This window comes from Marinilactibacillus psychrotolerans (assembly GCF_900101525.1).
In the GTDB taxonomy this organism is placed as follows: domain Bacteria; phylum Bacillota; class Bacilli; order Lactobacillales; family Carnobacteriaceae_A; genus Marinilactibacillus; species Marinilactibacillus psychrotolerans.
In genome coordinates, this window is record NZ_FMZD01000002.1 from 147,998 (window position 1) to 166,862 (window position 18,865).

Sequence of the window (18,865 nt, forward strand, 5' to 3'; positions counted from 1 at the left end):
TTATAGAATCACTTTATTGCAATATTTAAATTGGACTTAATACAAAGTCTTTTTTATTCTGCAGCTGCGTTATCTACTTCGATCATTTCAGTATTGCCTTCTTCAGCAGCATCAACTAATTCTTGAGAATATTTGATAAAGCTATCTGATGAATGAGTAGCACCTGATACAACATCTACTTCAGAAGGATCTTGTACTTCTACTAACTGATTGTTTAATTCAGGAAGATAATCTGCTGGACCAGTGCCAACTTTTTCTGACATTGCTTCTTGGTAGCCTTCGTCTTCTGATTTTAAATCGCCATCTTCATTTTTGTAGTCATAGTTTGATTCAGTAATTTTTCCGCCATCTACTGTCATATCGAAAACTACACGCCAGCCATTTTCATCGAAGTTTTTTTCTTCTAATGAATAAGTACCGTCTTGTAATTCACTTGCAGCTGATTCTTCAGTAGTTGAATCCTCAGTGTCAGTAGCAGTTTCTTCAGTAGCTGAATCCTCAGTAGATGATTCTTCAGAATCATCTGAATTGCCACATGCTGCCAAAATTAATGTTGATGCAAAAAGTGTTGTTGCGAATTTGAAACTTTTCATGATTTCCATGGTGTCCCTCCAATAGGAATTTAGTTTTAGCTTACGAGCATTTACTCGCTTGCAAATTAATTTACAAACATAGTATACCTTTCTAGTTATCGTTTGTCTATACTTTCACAATAAATTATTTTTATTTATCTATTTTTTAATATAATTTTCATATAAATAGAAAGCCTATTCATGTTTAATTATATGCTATTTTAAAAGTTTTGAAATAATTTAAAAATAGTCTAGACAAATGCTTATTGATTACGTTATAATTAATTCGGAATAATTGTGAAATGATTATCAAATTATTTGATGTTGGAATCACAATAGAATTAGCTATTATAAAAGGAGTATACCAATATGCCACAGATTAACATTGTTGTTGTTGGAGGCGGGTTTGCAGGGGTATCTGCTGCAAAATCACTCTCGAAAAAATTGAAGAAAAATAGTGATGTAGTGATCACATTAATTGATCGTCATCCTTATCATACTTACATGACTGAATTACATGAAGTTGCAGGTGGGCGAGTAGAACCTAGTGCTATTCAATATGACTTACAGCGCTTATTCTCTAGAAGAAAAAATGTTCAGTTAGTGACAGATAATGTAACAGACTTGGATCATCAGAACAAAACAGTTATTACTGAAAATGGTCAATACTCATATGATTATCTTGTATTAGGTATGGGGGGAGAAGCGAATGACTATGGGACTCCAGGCGTTAAAGAAAACGGATTTACTCTCTGGTCTTGGGAAGATGCAGTTCGCATTCGCCGTCATATAGAAGATACAGTAGCTGCGGCTGCCATAGAACGAGATGCTGAAAAAAGAGCAGCTATGTTACGTTTCGTTGTATGTGGTTCTGGACTAACGGGTATTGAAATGGTTGGGGAACTAATTGATTGGAAACCAGTACTTGCGGACAAGTATCACATCGATGAAAGTGAAATTGAATTGGTCGTCGTAGAAGCATTACCGGAAATATTGGCAACTATTCCTCGTGTTAGTTCAAATAAAGTAGAAAAATATTTAACGAAGAAGAAAGTTCGTATCTTGAAAAATGCTCCAGTTGTGAATGTAGCTCCAGATAATGTAGAATTAAAAACAGACGAAAACTTACCAACGCATACACTAATATGGGCGGCTGGAGTTAAAGCTAACACAGATACTGACGAATTTGGTGTAGAAAAAGCTAGAGCTGGAAGATTAGTTGCAAATGAATTTATGGAAGCTAAAGGTTTAGAAAATGTTTATGTCATTGGAGATCTTGTTTATTATGAAGAAAATGGCAAACCTACTCCACAAATTGTACAAGCAGCTGAACAAACAGGCCATACAGCAGCTAAAAATATTGCAGCAGCCATTCAAGGTGGAGAAAAACATCCACATGAATCTAATTATCAAGGAACGTTAGTTTCTGTAGGGTCCACATATGGGGTAGCTTATTTATTTGATAAAATTCATTTAAGTGGATTCTTTGCAATATTAATGAAACACATTGTAAACCTTAAGTATTTTGTCGATATTAATTCTCTATATTATTTAGTACAGTATATATTCCATGAATTTTTCCATATTAAAAACAAGCGTAATATTTTCCGCGGGCACTTATCACGGTATGGAAATGTATTATGGAGTGTGCCTTTAAGGGTGTTTTATGGGAGTATGTGGCTAGTAGAAGGTCTCAAAAAAGCCTTCGGATTGCTCGGGGCAGAGAGCTGGTTTGGAGATTACGTTGCCTTGCCTTTCTCTTGGTTGCAAGATCCGGCATCCGGTGCATCTGAAGTAGTGGAAGAAACAGTTGCAAAACCAGTATTTGGACTAAGCTATGCATATGGAGAAGAACCGATGATGATTTTTAAAGAAGCTCCAGGCTGGTTTGAAAGCATTATGAAAATAATGATTCCTAATACAGAAATGGCGTTATTCTTCCAGAAATTTATGACTTGTGTTGAAATTGCTATAGCTTTAGCACTGATCTTTGGGTTATTTACTTGGTTGACAAGTGCCGCAACAATTGGGCTTGTAATATCCTTCGCTCTTTCAGGTATGTTCTACTGGATTAATATCTGGTTTATCTTTGTTGCAATTGCATTGATGAATGGATCAGGACGTGCATTTGGGTTGGATTACTATGTTATCCCATGGATTCAGAAAAAAGCTGGATCATGGTGGTATGGAAAAGAAAAATCTCTGTATTAACCCTTAACGTATAGTTGAATATTGAGTATAATAGTAGAGAGAGGAGGCAGGTTTGCAGACTTGCCTCCTCTCTCTATCTAAGTTATTTTAGTTTAAAGGAGAAATATATGAAACTGCATCCAATGTGGGATAATTACCCTCAGGTAGCAACTGAATTGGAACAAGTAAACGGACTAATTGAACAATCAGTCCGCATGAGAAATAAGGAAGTAGAATTTGTATTAAAAGATATGCTTGATTCGGGAGGGAAGATGGTGCGCCCGGCTTATACGCTCCTGTTTTCTACTTTTGGAGCTGATCATAATCCCAAACGCGCTCAGGCATTAGCTGCATCCATTGAAGTGCTGCACACAGCGACCCTGATTCATGATGATATTATCGATGATGCATCACAAAGAAGAGGGAAAGTTTCTTTACAATCTAGATATGGAAAAAGCGCAGCGGTCTATGCTGGAGATTATTTATTCACAGTTTCATTTCGTTTAAGTGCACAATATGCTAATACGGTTAATCAGTTTGAAGTAAATACTCGGGGAATGGAACGAATACTGATGGGCGAATTAGATCAGATGAATTTGTATTATAAGCAAGATATGACCATTCGTCAGTATCTAACACAAATTTCTGGTAAAACAGCGCAGTTATTTGCATTGGCCTGTTATACTGGAGCATTAGAGGGGGGCCAATCTGAAAAAGAGTCAAGAAATGCTTATTATATTGGAAGCCACATTGGCATGGCGTTTCAGTTATTAGACGATATTTTAGACTATACACAAAGTGCAGAAGACTTCGGAAAACCAGTTTTAGAAGATGTAAGGCAAGGAATCTATACCGCTCCCCTTATTTTTGCTATGCGTAAAAATCGTTCTAAGTTTGAGCCTTTGCTATCGAAACAAGATCAAATGACAGATGAAGATATTAGAACAATTAAACAGTGGGTTCTTGAATTTGAAGGGGTAAAAGAAGCCAGACAAATAGCGCAGAAATATACCGAAAAAGCTTTAAAACGAATAAAAAAATTACCAGATACACCAGAGAAAAAGATCATTGAGAAAATAACACTGCAGTTGCTTCAACGTAATCTTTAGAATAAGGTGCTGAATATGACAAAAAGCCAAAAAATGATCTATATCGCTTTACTCGCTGCTCAGGCAGTTGTCTTGAGCTTGGTGGAAAGAATGATACCATCACCTTTTGCTTTTGCGCCAGGAGCCAAGCTCGGAATTGGAAACCTCATTACCATTATTGCCATTTATACTTTACCATTTAAAGATAGCTTTACTGTAGTTTGGATGAGATTGCTCATGACAACATTGCTTGGCGGAACGTTATCGACGTTTCTTTACAGTTGTGTCGGAGCACTTTTAAGCTATATAGGAATGCTAGTGATTAAGTTACTAGGATCAAATAAAGTAAGTGTTATAGGTGTGAGTGCAACAGGAGGTATCTTGCACAATCTTGGGCAATTAATTGTAGCAAGTACGATTGCCCAATCTTGGACAGTTCTCTTATATCTACCGATACTATCCTTTATGGGCATAATGGCTGGGATAGCAAATGGTATTATTGCAAATTACATGATGGCACATATTAATACTTTGAAATTCTTCCGAAAGAATCAACTTAAGAATAAAACATCGCACTAAAATAAATTAAAAGATAAGAAAAGTCAAACATTCCACTGAGTAGACAGAATGTTTGGCTTTTTTATAAATGTTATCCAAAGATAAGGGGGAATTTATACAGTGATAATTAAATTAATCCAGTTAGATAAAAATAAATAAACATACTGAGCTTGATTTTTTCGCTATTTGATTCTAATTTGTACAGTTAAATGAATTGATTTTTTTGAAAGAAGTAATGTATGGATGTCTTCAATTGTTATGGCTTGACCTATCGGAGTGTATCCTGCTTTAGTACATTGCTGATAAACATAAGTATAAGCTTTGTTTAATGCTTGATAGTTCTTTATCTCGGTATTGCAAGTGAAATAATCACCTTGTTCTAGAGTATGTGTCTCTAATTTCTCTAACCCTTTATTTTTATCTTTAGAGAATAGACAAAGTTTTTGAGCTTTTCCCTCTAATAAAGTCAAAAACTGCTGCTCGTGGTATCGGTAATCAATTGAATACTTGCTTACAAAATCGTAAACATCTTTTTCATGCCTTTCTACAGTCATATCCTCATCAATAATATAGAGTATTCGTTCAGAACAATGGATAACTTCTGAAAAAGAAGATGAATTGCGTATTAGGTGCTTTTTGAAATTACTTAAAGTATCAATCTGACTAGTTAATTTTTTAATCTCTAGTTCTACTTTCTCCGTTGTATTATCCAGTATTTCAATCAAATTGTTGTCTGTTTTCCGATACATAAATTCCTTTATTTCCGGAATTGACACGCCTGTATTTCTTAAAGTAGTAATGAATTCAAGGATATCGATTTCTTTGTAAGAATAAAGGCGATAGCCATTTTCATCTTTGTGATGGGGAGTTAGAAGTCCTTTTTTCTCGTAAAAACGAATTTGAGAGGTAGATAAGTATAATAAATTGGCCACTTCTCCTATAGTTAATAACTTTCTCAAGATAATCACCTATTCTCTTCTTGACATTAAACCTAGTTCAACGTTTAGTATATTACTTATATGCTTAAACAGCAAAGCGAACTTTAAGATGATTGGATAGGGGAATATAAATGTTGCTGAATAAAAAAGTGGATTTAGGGAAAAGTAGTATTTATAAAGTATTTTTATTTTATACAATTCCGTCTGTATTTATGATGATTGTACAGACCATGGCGTACTTTGTTGATTCAGTATTTGTAGGAAGATACATTGGTTCGGAAGGGCTTTCAGCAATTACCTTGGTCATGCCTGTGGTGATTTTTTTTGCAGGGTTTGCTATGATGATTGGCATTGGTGGAGTTACTTTGGCAGGTATTGAGAGAGGGGCAGGAAATAAGGAGAACAGCAATAACCTATTTAATGTCACCATGATGTTGACGCTTATCTCTGGAGTAGGGGGAGCTATTATTTTATTTGTGGCTTCTCCCTTGTTGATGGGATTATTGTCAACTACAGGAGAAACTAAGGTGTTTGCTATCGAATATGCCCGTTATACGAGCCTATTCATTCCTTTCTTTTTATTGAATTTTGTAATTGGTTTCTTTTTGAAATTAGATGGAAAACCGCTGTTAGTTACTGGAGTTATGTTTTTGGGTGCATTATTAAATATAGGATTAGATTATATGTTCATTGTCTACTACCAGTTTGGAATGAGAGGTGCTGCAATGGCAACAGGGTCTTCTCAAGCATTCTCCTTTTTCATTTGTCTTGGAATTTTAGTTTGGAACTCTGACTGGTCATTTAGCAAACCTGTTTTTCATGTAATGGAAATTCAGAGAATTTTTTATAATGGCTTCTCTGAATTTTTAACAAATATCACAATGGCTGTGATAAGTGTTATTTTTAATGTCATCATTCTCAGAAGAATAGGTGCTATGGGGATCGCAGCGTTTGCAGTAGTAATGCAGCTGATGGAATTTGCGAGAGCATTAGGGTATGGAATCGGAGAAGGCAATCAGAATATCTGGAGCTATAACTTTGGATCCTATCAGTATAACCGTGTTCATACCATAAGAAAAATGGCTATAACGGTCAGCGTTATAATCGGTGTATTGATGGCATGCGGTGCTTTCGTATTTGGTGAAGAGATATCCCAAATTTTTGTTTCTGAAACAGCAGTAAATACGTTATCCATAGAAATTCTTAACTACGTCGCTGTCGCTCTTATTTTTGTTGGATTTAACATAATACTACCAACTTACTATACAGCTATAAATGATCCTTTTCATTCTGTTTTGCTAACGGTATACAGATCGTTTATCGGCCCTTTAATCGGTCTCTTGGTTTTACCGTTGATTTTCGGAAATGATGGAATCTGGCTTACATTTATCTTTATGGAAGTGACTGCTTTTGTTATCGGTATAGTTCTATTGAAGAAGTATCCGTTAGGAAAAAACAACAAAAAGTGGAAAGTTTCTGAATAGTTTTTTATCAAGTAAATTTTAGAAGAAAAGCAGACTGAAAGACCAGTACTGCTTCATTTCATACTTTCTATGCTTGGGCTCATGGTACCATATGCTTAACGATGATTAGATATGATAGTAAAGGAGCTCAGTTTTTTGTTTCGAACTCCTCTTTCTGAGGGATCGATCGGATTCCCTTTCACACTTTCTATATCTATATCTATATAAAAGAAAAATAGCAGGTAAAAACCACTGTCGTGGTCTTTACCTGCTATTTTAGTACGTTTATAAGTTTAAAATTTATTTGTCAAAAGATAAATCAGGACATCTTTCAAGAACCTCATTTAAGTGAGTACGTATAGTGTTAGCAGAATGTTTCATTTTCTCTTTTTCAGAATCATTTAAAGGAATTTCGATGATTTTCTTAAGTCCATTACGATTAATAATAGCTGTTGTTCCTAAATAGATTTCTTCTTCTCCGTATTGACCTTCTAAATATACTGATAATGGTAATACAGCATGTTCATTATTCAAAATTGCTTTAGTGATTCGAGCTAAAGCAACTCCGATTCCATAGAAAGTTGCGCCTTTTTTCTCAATGATCGTGTAGGCAGCATCTCTAACAGAAAAGAAAATTTCCACAAGAGCTTGTTCATCTGTATTAGGATTATTTTCTACCCATTCATTAATTTGTAAACCTGCAACGTTAGCATGAGACCAAACTGGGAATTCAGTATCACCATGTTCACCAATAATATAACCATGAACATTTCGCACATCTACATCAAGTAAATTAGCTACAGCTTGACGGAAACGGGCGCTATCTAAAGAAGTACCTGTACCGATTACTTGTTCTGCAGGAAGACCAGACCATTTGTAAACTGCATAAGATAAGATATCTACTGGATTAGCTGCAACAAGGAAAATACCGTTAAAGCCACTTGCCATTACACTCTCTACTACGCTTTTTGTAATACGCAGATTTTTTTCAGTCAAATCTAAACGAGATTCACCAGGTTTTTGGCTAGCTCCTGCTGTATAAACAATTAAATCAGCATCTCCACAATCAGCGTAATCTGCAACATAAAGTTTCATTGGAGCAGTAAAAGCTAACGCACTACTTAAATCCATTACATCGCCTTCAGCTTTTTCGCGGTTAACATCAATGATCCCTAATTCTTGTCCGATGTTCTGATTTATCAGAGAATAAGCATAACTTGATCCGACGGCACCGTCTCCAATTAATATGATTTTTTGTTGATCTTTTGAAGTTTTCAAAATAGGACACTCCTTTTTAAATTATAAGTTCATTATATCACACATTTCCTATGAAAAACTGTGAATTAAGGTAGGAATTATGATTAAAATTTTGTTAATTAAAATATAGAGAATATTTCTTTATATGTTATTTGATAAATCATTAGATGGTTATCATAAAATGATATTGACTATAATTAAATAAAGTGGCAGAATTGTATTAAGTTATTTATTAATGAAATAATCAATTAGTTAATTAAGCCAATTTCAAGTAATGATTGCGTTTACGCAAGAAAGCACTTGATGAAATTATACAAAAAACTATATTGTAGCTATAATTTAATTATTTTCAGTATTATATTAAGGGATGGGATGAGTATTTGAAGACAATTATGGGAGAAAGTTTATTTGAATTAAAAACTGTTTCACAACCGGTAGTGTTTCAAGATAATGTATTTTTTGTTGAAACAATTATGGATAAAGAAGAAAATGAGTATCGCACTTCTATCTATAGTGTAGATCAAAATACAAAGGAGCGAGTTCACTGGGGAGATAGCGGTTCTGCTAATATAGGTATCAGTATTTCTCCAAATGGTAAATGGTTAGCATATGTATCTAATAATACAAAGAATAAAAAGAAACAACTTTTTTTAATTGGTCTAAAAGGCGGATCGGCTATGCAGCTGACTGAAGAAAAACAAGGGATTACTAATTATGAATGGAACAGCAACGGATCCGGTATTTATTACCAAACTGCTCAAAAAACAGAGGAAAAGGAAGAGGAAGTTAATAAAAAGGTACCTCAACCCCAAATAATCACCAAACTTGAATATAAAATGGACGGTACGGGGATTATTCCAACTGATTTAACCTATCAAATTAAAAAAATAGAAATTGCTACAAAAATTAAACAACTGATTCTGGAAAAAGATCGTCCTATTGGGTTGAGCTATGTTGCTAAAGATGAAAGCTACCTATTATATGTTGATAAACTAAATCCTGAAGATGAATGGGTTTATGGAGGAAGTATTTATAAGTATGTATTGTCTACAGATATCACTACGATGTTGACTAGCTCTGTGCCTGATGGAAGCTTTCAATTCTTAGAAGCAAATGAAGCAGAAGATTTTTATCTATTATCTGGAAATGATTTTGAGTTCGCCTTTGTTTCACAGACGAAAATTTATGGATATGATGTAAAGACCAGTAGAATGAGTTGTCTGACAGAAAACCTTGATGCAGAAGTAGGGGATACGATTATTGGAGACTTTCAGCAGAATGTCTCGGACTTTCCAGTAAAATGGATCAACAATGAGGAATATTTGTTCCCGATAACAGAACATGGGAAACTTCAAGTCTACAAAGGGGACAAGAAGGGTAAGTATGAAAAACTAGTTGATGAAAAGTTTCATTTAACGGGAGGAGATTTAACAGGCTCTGAAAATATTATAGCCGTAACATACTCAACGTCCGTAAAGCCAAGCGCAGTGGGACTGCTGGATCTAAGTACTGGAAAAATTGAAGTGCTTTATGATCCGAATGCTGATTTTGTATCTGAACATATGATTGTCGAACCAGAAATGTTCTGGTACAGAGGAGCGGATGATTGGAAGATTCAAGGTTGGTATATGCCGCCGATAACTCAAGAAGAAAAACATCCAGCTATTCTATATATTCATGGTGGACCGCAAGTGAACTATGGTGAAACCTTTTTCCATGAAATGCAGAAGTTATCTGGCCAAGGATATGGAGTTATTCTGTTGAACCCGCGTGGAGGAAATGGGTATGGTCAAGAGTTTGTAGCCTCAATCCTAGGAGATTATGGTAATAAAGACTATGAAGATCTGATGATCGGTACAGATTATGTATTAGAAAAACATCCGAATATTGATAAAAACAATGTGTATCTAGCTGGAGGTAGTTATGGTGGTTTTATGACTAACTGGATTGTTGGACATACAAATCGTTTCAAAGCGGCTGTCACCCAACGTTGTATTTCTAACTGGATCAGTTTTTACGGAACGAGCGATATTGGCCCCCATTTTGTAGAATTTCAATTACAGCAAGACCTGAGTAACATGGAAGAATTATGGAGAATGTCCCCACTTGCGTATGCTCAAAAAGTCGAGACACCACTATTGATTATTCATGGAGAAGAAGATCTTCGATGCCCGCAGGAACAGGCGGAACAGATGTATATTGCAATGAAGAAGAAGGGGGTAGAAACGAAGCTGATTACCTTCCCTAAATCTAGTCATGGATTATCTAGGATGGGGTTGCCGAATTTACGACTTGAACGAATGGATGCTATTTCAGGTTGGTTTGAACAGCATTAAATAGGAAATTTTAAAGAAGATGGACTTTATATTAATTATAAAGTCTGTTTTTTTGATATTAATCAAAAAAGTCGATAAATATTGCTAAAACAGTAAAATAATAAATAGTTTAAAATATTGATCTTTAAATGAGAATTTGGATAAATTCCCTATAAACCAGCCTATAAACTTGGGTTTGCTTATTTTGTTTGTTATACTCAATCACGGATGAGAGAATAAAAAGAAAAATAAAAAACTTAGGAGTGGAATTTTGAAGCAAGATCTAGAAAGTTTAAGTCCTTTTGAATTGAATTTATATTTGGAAAATCGTATGCAGAATACCCCTAATACGAAAGAATTTTTAAATGCAGGTAGAGGGAATCCTAATTGGACAGCCCCGATTCCAAGAGAAGCTTTTTTCTTATTAGGGGAATTTGCCACGAAAGAAACGATGATCACTGAAAACAGTCAGATCGGTGGAATGATTAAAGAGCAGAAGGAACAATCAAAACGATTCGAATACTTTTTATCTGAAAAAGAGTCGAGAGGTGCAACCTTGCTGCAGAATATCTGGGAGAACGGCACTCATTTGATGGGAATGCCTAGAAATCACTGGTTGAAAAACATGCTCGATTATGTGATAGGAGATAACTATCCGCATCCCGAAAGAGTTTTGAAATCTTGTGAAGAACCGATCAAACAGTATTTGCATCATGAATTGTTTGATGCTAAGAGTTCGCCTTTTGATATTTTTGCAGTAGAAGGTGGTACTGCGGGGATAGTATACACGTTTAATTCACTCTTCAATAATGCTTTATTGGAAAAGGGCGATACTATTGCACTTTTAATCCCTACATTTGCACCATATATGGAAATTCCGGAGTTGCCGGAATATGGATTTAATGTGGAATATATTTGTTCTGAATTAATGGATATTGATGGACATACTAGTTATCAATTTACTAAAAATGAATTGGATCGTTTACGTGACCCAAATATTAAAGCAGTATTTGTTGTAAATCCAAGTAATCCTACAGCAAATGCAATTTACGGGGACTCAATTTCACAGCTGGAGGACATTGTAAAGCAAGATAATCCTGAATTGATGATTCTATCTGATGATGTATATGGAACATTTTTAAATCAGTTTACTTCTTTATTTACCGTGCTGCCCTATAATACTGCTTGTATCTATTCTTATTCTAAATATTTTGGTGCGACAGGATGGAGAATTGGGACAATTGCAGTTGCAAAAGAAAACGTGTTTGATAAAAGATTAAAAGCATTACCTGAATATAAAAAAGCGCAGTTGAATCATAGATACGAAACATTGACTTCAGAGCCGGAAGATATAAAATTCATTGATCGTCTGGTAGCGGATAGTCGTTCGGTTGCGCTAAATCATGCCGCCGGGCTTTCATCTCCGCAGCAAGTGATGATGACCCTGTTTAGTCTTTATGCTTTGTTGGATAGAGAAGATATCTATAAAAGAGAAGTTATCAATATTTGTCAAGAACGTGGGAAACTCCTTTATGCATCACTCGGGATGACCATGCCACTGAAGGAATTAAATACAGCTTATTATTGTGAAATTGACTTCGAATGGTGGTTGAAACAAAAATATGAGACAGAATTTGTCGAGTATATTCAAAGACGTTGGACAATGACTGACTTAGTCGCTCGATTAGTAGAAGAAGAGCAGTTGATGTTGTTGAAGTCTGAAGCGTTTGGTTCAAGCAAATGGACAGTCAGAGTTTCGCTGGCTAATTTACCTACAGAGACTTATGCTGAAGTTGGTAAACGTATTACTAATATGGTGGAACGAATGTATCAATCATGGAAATAAATAGGTGAATAGGAAAAACGTGTATAAGATAATAGGGTTAATCTGATGCACGTTTTTTCTTTTAATCGATATGTAAATAGATACAAATTAGAATGAACGAATAATAATTTAAAGAAGAGATGTATGAGTAAATACAGATGAAATAGACTTTTTGGTAGTATAGGAAAAGGAAAGTGGTAGAAGGAGTGAAAACGTGGAAAGGTTAAGAGACCAGGAAATAGTAGTTAGAAGTATAAAAGAAACAGATTTGAAAACATTGTGGACACTGATCTACAAAGAAGAAAATCCCGAATGGAAGTTATGGGATGCACCTTATTATGAGCATCATTCGAAATCATATAAAGAATTTCTAAGCGAAAAAAATAGTTGGATAGGTAATAATCAAAAGAAAGTGGTTGAGATTAATAATCGAATTGTTGGAACAGTTAGTTATTACTGGGAACATCAACCATCAAAATGGCTCGAAATGGGGATAACTATATATAAACAATTAGACAGAGAAAAAGGGTATGGGACTCGTATATTGAAATTATGGATTCAGTATTTATTTGATACGTTAGATCTAGTTAGGATAGGGTATACAACTTGGTCAGGAAACTATCGTATGATTCATATAGGAGAAAAATTAGGAATGACAATGGAAGGCCGATTGAGAAAAGTACGTTATTGGGACGGAGTATATTACGATTCTATTCGTATGGGAATATTGAGAGAAGAGTGGGAAGAGCTAAATAAATAATTATACAAAAAGTCTTATCAGAAATGAGTGTTTACTCTTTTCTGATAAGACTTTTTGTTTTGAAGAAAAATTTATTGGGTAATTGATATAGAAAATCTAAATAAAAGAAAATAATTTAAATTTTTCTTTTTTAAAAATGTTGTTATACCAAGTATGTAATGGATTACATAAGAAGAATGCTGATTTTAAAGCAAAGAAAACGCTTGCTAAAGGATGGGAGAGGAAATATAATATAGATATGAAAAGGGTTACAAAATGATTGGTTAGATATTTCGTAACCAGATTTAAAAAAGCGGAATAAAATTTAGTAGGTAAAATATCTTTGATGAGATACTTTATCCAACTTTTGAAAAGGAGGAAAAGAAGAATAGTGTTACATAATTATGCATCTGCTTAATTGTGTGAGTTTGACCTGAAGATACTCAGAATGTATAAAGGAAAGAAGGTATTATATATGGAAAAAGCACTAAATAAATTATCAGATATACTATCACCAATTGCTTTTAAACTGGATGCTAATAGATATTTATCAGCAGTCAAAGCAGGATTCTTTGGAGCTATGTCATTACTCATTATTGGATCAATATTTTTGCTTTTCGCTAATATCCCAATAGAAGGATATCCTGAATTTATGGAAGGGGTTTTAGGATCTAATTGGGATACTTATTTTATGGTCCCTTATAATATGACTATGGAAATCATGACACCTTTTGTTATGGTAGGGATAGCAAAATCTTTGGCCAACTATTATAAAGTCGATGATATTGGAGCAATATTATTTGCTTTAGTCTCATTCTTTATTCTAACTCCATCAATTGTGACCGCGGAGGGTGCTACTGGTATCCCAACTCTGAATTTAAGTGCTAGTGGATTGTTTGTAGGTATGATAGCAGCAGTTCTTTCTACTGAGATATACCGCTGGGTTATTCAAAAGGGCTGGATCATTAAAATGCCTGATTCAGTACCATCAAACGTAGCTAGATCTTTTTCAGCACTTGTTCCTGGACTTATTGTAATTATTTTATTTAATTTTGTTCGTATTGGATTTAGTTTTACTCCATATGAAACAGCACATGCATTTATTTTCCAAATTTTACAAACACCTCTATTAGCATTGGCACGTACGTTGCCTACCACATTTATTATCTTTATATTTGAAGGGTTGCTATGGTCCTTTGGTATTCATGGTTCTAATATTATTGGAGCTGTTATGAACCCGATCTGGTTAAACCTGACAGCTGAAAATGCTGCAGCACTTAAAATAGGGGCAGAATTACCAAATATCATTAATGCTCAATTCTATGGAAACTTTGTAAAAATCGGGGGAGCAGGAGCAACACTAGGTTTGGCCTTATGTGTATTAATGTTTGCTAAGTCGCAACAATATAAGACATTAGGTAGACTTGCAATTGTTCCGGGATTATTTAATATTAATGAACCGCTAATTTTCGGACTTCCAATTGTATTGAATCCGGTAATGATTATTCCATTCTTGATAATGCCATTATTGATGGCCGGGATGACTTATGCAGCAATGGCCATTGATCTAGTACCGTATACTAATGGAGCGAATATTCCCTGGACGACGCCCCCAATTATTTCAGGATTCTTGTTAAGTGGATGGCGAGGCGCTGTGTTACAAGTCTTCCAAATAGGAGTCAGTGCAGTAGTTTATTATCCATTCTTTAGAATTATAGATCAAAAAGCATATAAATTAGAAACAGATGGAACAGACGGAATTGAGCAAGTAGAAGCTGGAGCTGTACAGGCAACGCAACCTACAGAAGCTTAATTTAGTTGATTTAGTTTCCAGGAACCACTCTCTGTTTGAGTGGTCCCTGGAATTTTTTATTTTAGATAAGTCAGTTTTTCTCCGTAATCGTATTGTCAATAAAATAGATACGCTGTATAAAGTGCATCAAATTTACCATTCGCTTCATTTTTTTAGCGAACTAGGTATGTTTGAAAATGAAGATATCGAAGAATTATCTAAAACAATTAAATAAATGATCATTTTGGTAAATGGATATGAAGAGTATGTATTAAAAATTTCAATTCTCCTCAAAGATTGATGTCATCAAAAAAAACCACTAAATAAGTAAAAGGTATCCTACCATCCTTGAACTTTTTAGTGGTTTTTTTATAAAGATAATCCTGCGAAATGTCTTACGTATTATTCGATTTATTCAACGGTTACTGATTTTGCTAGGTTACGAGGTTTGTCAACATCATTTCCACGGTGCAATGCTGTATAGTAAGCAATCAACTGTGTAGGAATAACGCTGATTAGTGGAGTTAATAGATCATGTACTTTTGGAAGAACATAAGCATCCTCTTGACGATCTAAACCTTCCATAGAAATAATCATACTATTTGCTCCACGAGAGATTACTTCATGAGCATTTCCACGAGTATGCGGTCCAGAGACTTTATCCGTGATAATTGAAATGACCGGTGTATTATCTTCGATCAACGCAATTGTTCCATGTTTTAATTCTCCTGACGCCCAACCTTCAGCTTGAACATAAGAAACTTCTTTAAGTTTTAAAGCAGCTTCCATTACTACATAGTAGTCGATTCCTCGCCCAATATAGAATGCATTCTTGCTGGTGCTCAAGTGAGTAACAGACAAACGTTCGAAAATTTCATGGTCATCAATGACTGTTTCAATAGCATTTGCAATGATTCCTAATTCATGAGCTACATCTAATGGAGAATCTACACCGTTATATTTAGCTACACATTCTGCTAAGATAGCGAGAACAGCAATTTGAGCAGTGTAAGCTTTAGTAGAAGCAACGGCAATTTCAGGCCCCGCATGTAATAATAAAGTGTGTTTAGCTTCACGAGATAGAGTAGATCCCGGCACATTCGTAAGTGTTAATGAAGGGTAACCAGCTTTATTAACTTGAACCAGTACTTGGCGACTATCTGCTGTTTCCCCAGATTGAGATAAGAAAATAAAGAATGGTTTCTTAGTCAATAAAGGTGTATTATAAGCAAACTCACTTGCTAAATGAACTTCTGTAGGGGTACCGGTTATACGTTCAATTAATTGTTTGCCGACCCAACCAGCGTTATAGCTTGTTCCACATGCTATGATGTAGACACGATCGCTTTCTTTTATTTCTGACAATACAGATTCATTGATTTCTAGATCGCCATTTTCATTTTGATATTGCTGGATTAGTTTACGCATTACAGCAGGTTGTTCATCAATTTCTTTGATCATATAGTAAGGGTAAGTGCCTTTGCCTAGATCATTAGCATCAATGTGGGCTGTATAGCTGTCGCGCTCGATAATTTCCCCTGCTAGGTCTTCAATTTTTATGGAGTCTTTAGTCAGAGTGGCAACTTCTCCATCCATCAATTCGATGAACTGATCTGTTTCACGAACCATTGCCATTGCATCTGATGAAATAACGTTGAATCCTTCGCCAGTACCCAATAGTAGAGGAGATTTATTTTTAGCAGCGTACAATGTATTCGGGTTTTCGTTATCAACTAAGGCTAAAGCGTAAGAACCTTTTAAGGTAACAATTGCTTTTTTAAATGCATCAATCGTATCTAGTTCTTCTGATTCTACAAACCAAGCAATGAGCTGAACAATAACTTCTGTGTCAGTAGTACTATGAAAGTGTACATCTGCCAAATAAGCATCTTTTACTTCTTCAAAGTTTTCGATTACACCATTATGTACAATAGTGAAACGACCACTGGTTGATTGATGAGGATGTGCGTTTTCTACACTAGGAATACCATGAGTAGCCCAGCGTGTATGGCCAATACCAGAGAAGGCACTGATTGAGTTATCTACTTTATCACGTAAAGCAGCAATACGTCCCTTTTCTTTAAATAAATGACCTTGATTCGCTTCATCTGTAATATAGATACCCGCAGAATCATATCCACGGTATTCTAGTGTATCTAAACCGCTTAATAAAATTTCCTTCACATCTTTATTTCCAATATATCCTACAATTCCACACATATGCTTTCCTACTTTCATTTTTTTTAGGGGTATAGACCAAATGTTGATTGGTATATACTGTCTTTTTTAGTGAAAATCTTAATGCATGACAATATTATAACCATTCAAGCTGTTTGTCAAACTTTAAACCAATAAGATAATAAAATTGGTATACTCGGCATTTTCGGATCGAGTTATAGAGAGATTTGCTTAATTATCTTAAGCAAAAGAAACCAGACTTAATAAAATGAAGCGATTAGGTAAGAACTCTTTTATAAATAAAGGAACTCTTCATAATTCTTTATTTTATAAACAGCTCACTAATATGAATCTTGTCAATACAACTTTGACAAAGTCCACACTAGTAGAGCTAGTATTAAGTAAGCGTAGCGCTTACAATATGTTTATAAAGTTAAGCAATAAATAAACTATTAATAAAGGGGAGTATAACATGCAAGAAACAAAAAGTAGAGGTGGAAAGTCAGCAATTCAACGGTTAGGTTCTTACTTAAGCGGAATGGTCATGCCGAATATCGGAGCTTTGATCGCTTGGGGAATTCTTACAGCATTATTTATTCCAGATGGCTTCTGGCCAAATGAAGATTTTGCAACGATGGTAGGACCGATGATTAATTACCTTATTCCACTATTGATTGCGTATCAAGGAGGAAGCATGGTTCATGGACAGCGTGGGGCAGTTGTTGGGGTAATCGCGACAATGGGTGTAATCTTAGGAGCACCTGGGGCACCAATGTTGTTAGGCGCTATGGGGGTTGGACCTTTAGGTGGGTATGTCATCAAGAAATTCGATGACTTTTTCTCAGATAAGATCCCAACTGGATTAGAAATGCTAGTTAACAACTTTTCAAGTGGTATTATTGGATTCTTTCTAGCTTTAGCTGCCTTTGTTGCAATCGGACCAGTGTTTTTAGGATTGAATAATGCTATGGCTACTGGGGTAGAATGGATCATCGATGCGAATTTGCTACCTTTTGCAAACGTATTTATTGAACCAGCAAAAGTATTATTCTTGAATAACGCCATTAACCATGGAATATTTACTCCGCTGGGCGCACAACAAACAGCTGAAACAGGTAGATCAATTGTTTACTTGCTTGAAGCAAATCCTGGACCTGGTCTTGGAATTTTATTATCTTATATGGCTTTTGGTAAAGGTTCAGCTAGATCATCTTCATTTGGAGCTGTATTCATTCACTTTATTGGTGGGATCCACGAGATTTATTTCCCATACGTTTTAATGAAACCAGCAATGTTTTTAGCAGCTATTGCCGGTGGGGTATCCGGAACATTTACTAACGTTATTTTAGGAGGAGCTTTACGTTCTCCAGCATCACCAGGCTCAATTATTGCTGTGTTAGGAGCAACGGCTTCAGGGGCATATATTGCCGTTATCTCGAGTGTTCTAGTTGCAGCAGCAGCTTCATTTGCAGTAGGATCAATCATATTAAAATTAGATCGTTCTGATGAGAGCGAAGAAGCGTTGGATGAAGCAATTGCAAAAACTAAAGCGAACAAAGCGCAAGCTAAAGGACAAGCTACAGCCAATGGTGCTGGAGCAATAGGTTCAGGAGATGTAGCAACAGGAGTAGATGCAGTCGAAAATAATCATGTTAGCAAAATTATTTTTGCTTGTGATGCAGGAATGGGTTCATCCGCAATGGGTGCTTCCCTTATGAAGAAAAAAGTAAAAGAAGCTGGTTTAAATATAAGTGTAACGAATTCTTCGATCAATAACTTACAAGACGAAGAAGGATTACTGGTTATTACCCAAGAAGAATTGACAGAGAGAGCCTCTCAGCGTACGCCAAGTGCGGTTCATGTTTCTGTAGATAATTTCTTGGGCAGTCCCAAATACGATGAAATTGTACAAAAAATTAAAAATCAATCTTAATCGATAGAAAATCTATT

General features: G+C 35.3%; 13 protein-coding genes. 9 read left to right on the forward strand and 4 right to left on the reverse strand.

The genetic code is table 11. The features are described from left to right. Window positions 1-53 precede the first annotated feature (53 nt). Window positions 54-602, reverse strand: coding sequence for an FMN-binding protein (locus tag BLT22_RS01770; protein ID WP_091760018.1), 549 nt, complete (start codon window positions 600-602; stop codon window positions 54-56). A 339-nt stretch (window positions 603-941) separates the two neighbouring features. Here BLT22_RS01770 and BLT22_RS01775 point away from each other — a divergent pair, with 339 nt between their 5' ends. The 3 genes from BLT22_RS01775 to BLT22_RS01785 all read left to right on the forward strand — a co-directional run bounded on the left by BLT22_RS01775 (window position 942) and on the right by BLT22_RS01785 (window position 4,429). Next, window positions 942-2,783 (forward strand): NAD(P)/FAD-dependent oxidoreductase, encoded by a 1,842-nt coding sequence (locus BLT22_RS01775; protein ID WP_087060018.1) that lies wholly within the window; start codon window positions 942-944, stop codon window positions 2,781-2,783. Window positions 2,784-2,890: 107 nt separating this feature from the next. Continuing rightward, window positions 2,891-3,871, forward strand: coding sequence for a polyprenyl synthetase family protein (locus BLT22_RS01780; protein WP_091760022.1), 981 nt, complete (start codon window positions 2,891-2,893; stop codon window positions 3,869-3,871). A 15-nt stretch (window positions 3,872-3,886) separates the two neighbouring features. Continuing rightward, complete coding sequence (locus tag BLT22_RS01785) at window positions 3,887-4,429, forward strand: Gx transporter family protein (RefSeq protein ID WP_087060014.1); 543 nt, start codon at window positions 3,887-3,889, stop codon at window positions 4,427-4,429. Window positions 4,430-4,590: 161 nt separating this feature from the next. Here BLT22_RS01785 and BLT22_RS01790 read toward each other — a convergent pair whose 3' ends face one another. After that, a complete protein-coding gene (locus tag BLT22_RS01790) occupies window positions 4,591-5,367 on the reverse strand; it encodes a helix-turn-helix domain-containing protein (protein ID WP_176935268.1) in 777 nt (258 codons plus the stop codon). Window positions 5,368-5,477: 110 nt separating this feature from the next. On the opposite strand from BLT22_RS01790, the gene BLT22_RS01795 reads away from it, so the two are divergent. Then, the gene (locus BLT22_RS01795) at window positions 5,478-6,830 is read left to right on the forward strand and encodes an MATE family efflux transporter (RefSeq protein ID WP_091760028.1); all 1,353 of its coding nucleotides are present in this window, start codon (window positions 5,478-5,480) and stop codon (window positions 6,828-6,830) included. A gap of 279 nt (window positions 6,831-7,109) precedes the next feature. Here the strand turns inward: BLT22_RS01795 and BLT22_RS01800 are convergent, their stop codons facing one another. Next, a complete protein-coding gene (locus BLT22_RS01800) occupies window positions 7,110-8,090 on the reverse strand; it encodes an L-lactate dehydrogenase (protein WP_091760031.1) in 981 nt (326 codons plus the stop codon). A 356-nt stretch (window positions 8,091-8,446) separates the two neighbouring features. Here BLT22_RS01800 and BLT22_RS01805 point away from each other — a divergent pair, with 356 nt between their 5' ends. From BLT22_RS01805 to celB, 4 genes are all read left to right on the forward strand, one after another. Further along, a complete protein-coding gene (locus tag BLT22_RS01805; RefSeq protein ID WP_236048744.1) occupies window positions 8,447-10,402 on the forward strand; it encodes a S9 family peptidase in 1,956 nt (651 codons plus the stop codon). Between the two features lie 250 nt (window positions 10,403-10,652). Continuing rightward, window positions 10,653-12,227 carry an aspartate 4-decarboxylase gene (gene aspD, locus BLT22_RS01810; RefSeq protein ID WP_091760037.1) on the forward strand — a complete coding sequence of 525 codons (1,575 nt, stop codon included), beginning with the start codon at window positions 10,653-10,655 and terminating at the stop codon, window positions 12,225-12,227. A gap of 193 nt (window positions 12,228-12,420) precedes the next feature. Beyond that, on the forward strand, window positions 12,421-12,966 hold the full coding sequence (locus BLT22_RS01815) for a GNAT family N-acetyltransferase (protein ID WP_091760040.1): 546 nt from the start codon (window positions 12,421-12,423) through the stop codon (window positions 12,964-12,966). 454 nt (window positions 12,967-13,420) lie between these two features. Then, entirely contained in the window at window positions 13,421-14,758 is a 1,338-nt protein-coding gene (gene celB, locus BLT22_RS01820; protein ID WP_091760043.1) for a PTS cellobiose transporter subunit IIC, read from the forward strand. A 390-nt stretch (window positions 14,759-15,148) separates the two neighbouring features. On the opposite strand, the gene glmS is transcribed toward celB, so the two are convergent. Next, window positions 15,149-16,957 (reverse strand): glutamine--fructose-6-phosphate transaminase (isomerizing), encoded by a 1,809-nt coding sequence (gene glmS / locus BLT22_RS01825; protein WP_091760046.1) that lies wholly within the window; start codon window positions 16,955-16,957, stop codon window positions 15,149-15,151. A 430-nt stretch (window positions 16,958-17,387) separates the two neighbouring features. Here glmS and BLT22_RS01830 point away from each other — a divergent pair, with 430 nt between their 5' ends. Beyond that, complete coding sequence (locus tag BLT22_RS01830) at window positions 17,388-18,848, forward strand: PTS mannitol transporter subunit IIBC (RefSeq protein WP_091760049.1); 1,461 nt, start codon at window positions 17,388-17,390, stop codon at window positions 18,846-18,848. Window positions 18,849-18,865 lie beyond the last annotated feature (17 nt).

Coding starts and splice junctions, on each gene's coding strand:
- BLT22_RS01775 (WP_087060018.1), top strand. CDS start 942: ATGCCACAGATTAACATTGTTGTTGTTGGAGGCGGGTTTGCAGGGGTA.
- BLT22_RS01770 (WP_091760018.1), bottom strand. CDS start 602: ATGGAAATCATGAAAAGTTTCAAATTCGCAACAACACTTTTTGCATCA.
- celB (WP_091760043.1), top strand. CDS start 13,421: ATGGAAAAAGCACTAAATAAATTATCAGATATACTATCACCAATTGCT.
- BLT22_RS01780 (WP_091760022.1), top strand. CDS start 2,891: ATGAAACTGCATCCAATGTGGGATAATTACCCTCAGGTAGCAACTGAA.
- BLT22_RS01785 (WP_087060014.1), top strand. CDS start 3,887: ATGACAAAAAGCCAAAAAATGATCTATATCGCTTTACTCGCTGCTCAG.
- glmS (WP_091760046.1), bottom strand. CDS start 16,957: ATGTGTGGAATTGTAGGATATATTGGAAATAAAGATGTGAAGGAAATT.
- BLT22_RS01830 (WP_091760049.1), top strand. CDS start 17,388: ATGCAAGAAACAAAAAGTAGAGGTGGAAAGTCAGCAATTCAACGGTTA.
- BLT22_RS01795 (WP_091760028.1), top strand. CDS start 5,478: ATGTTGCTGAATAAAAAAGTGGATTTAGGGAAAAGTAGTATTTATAAA.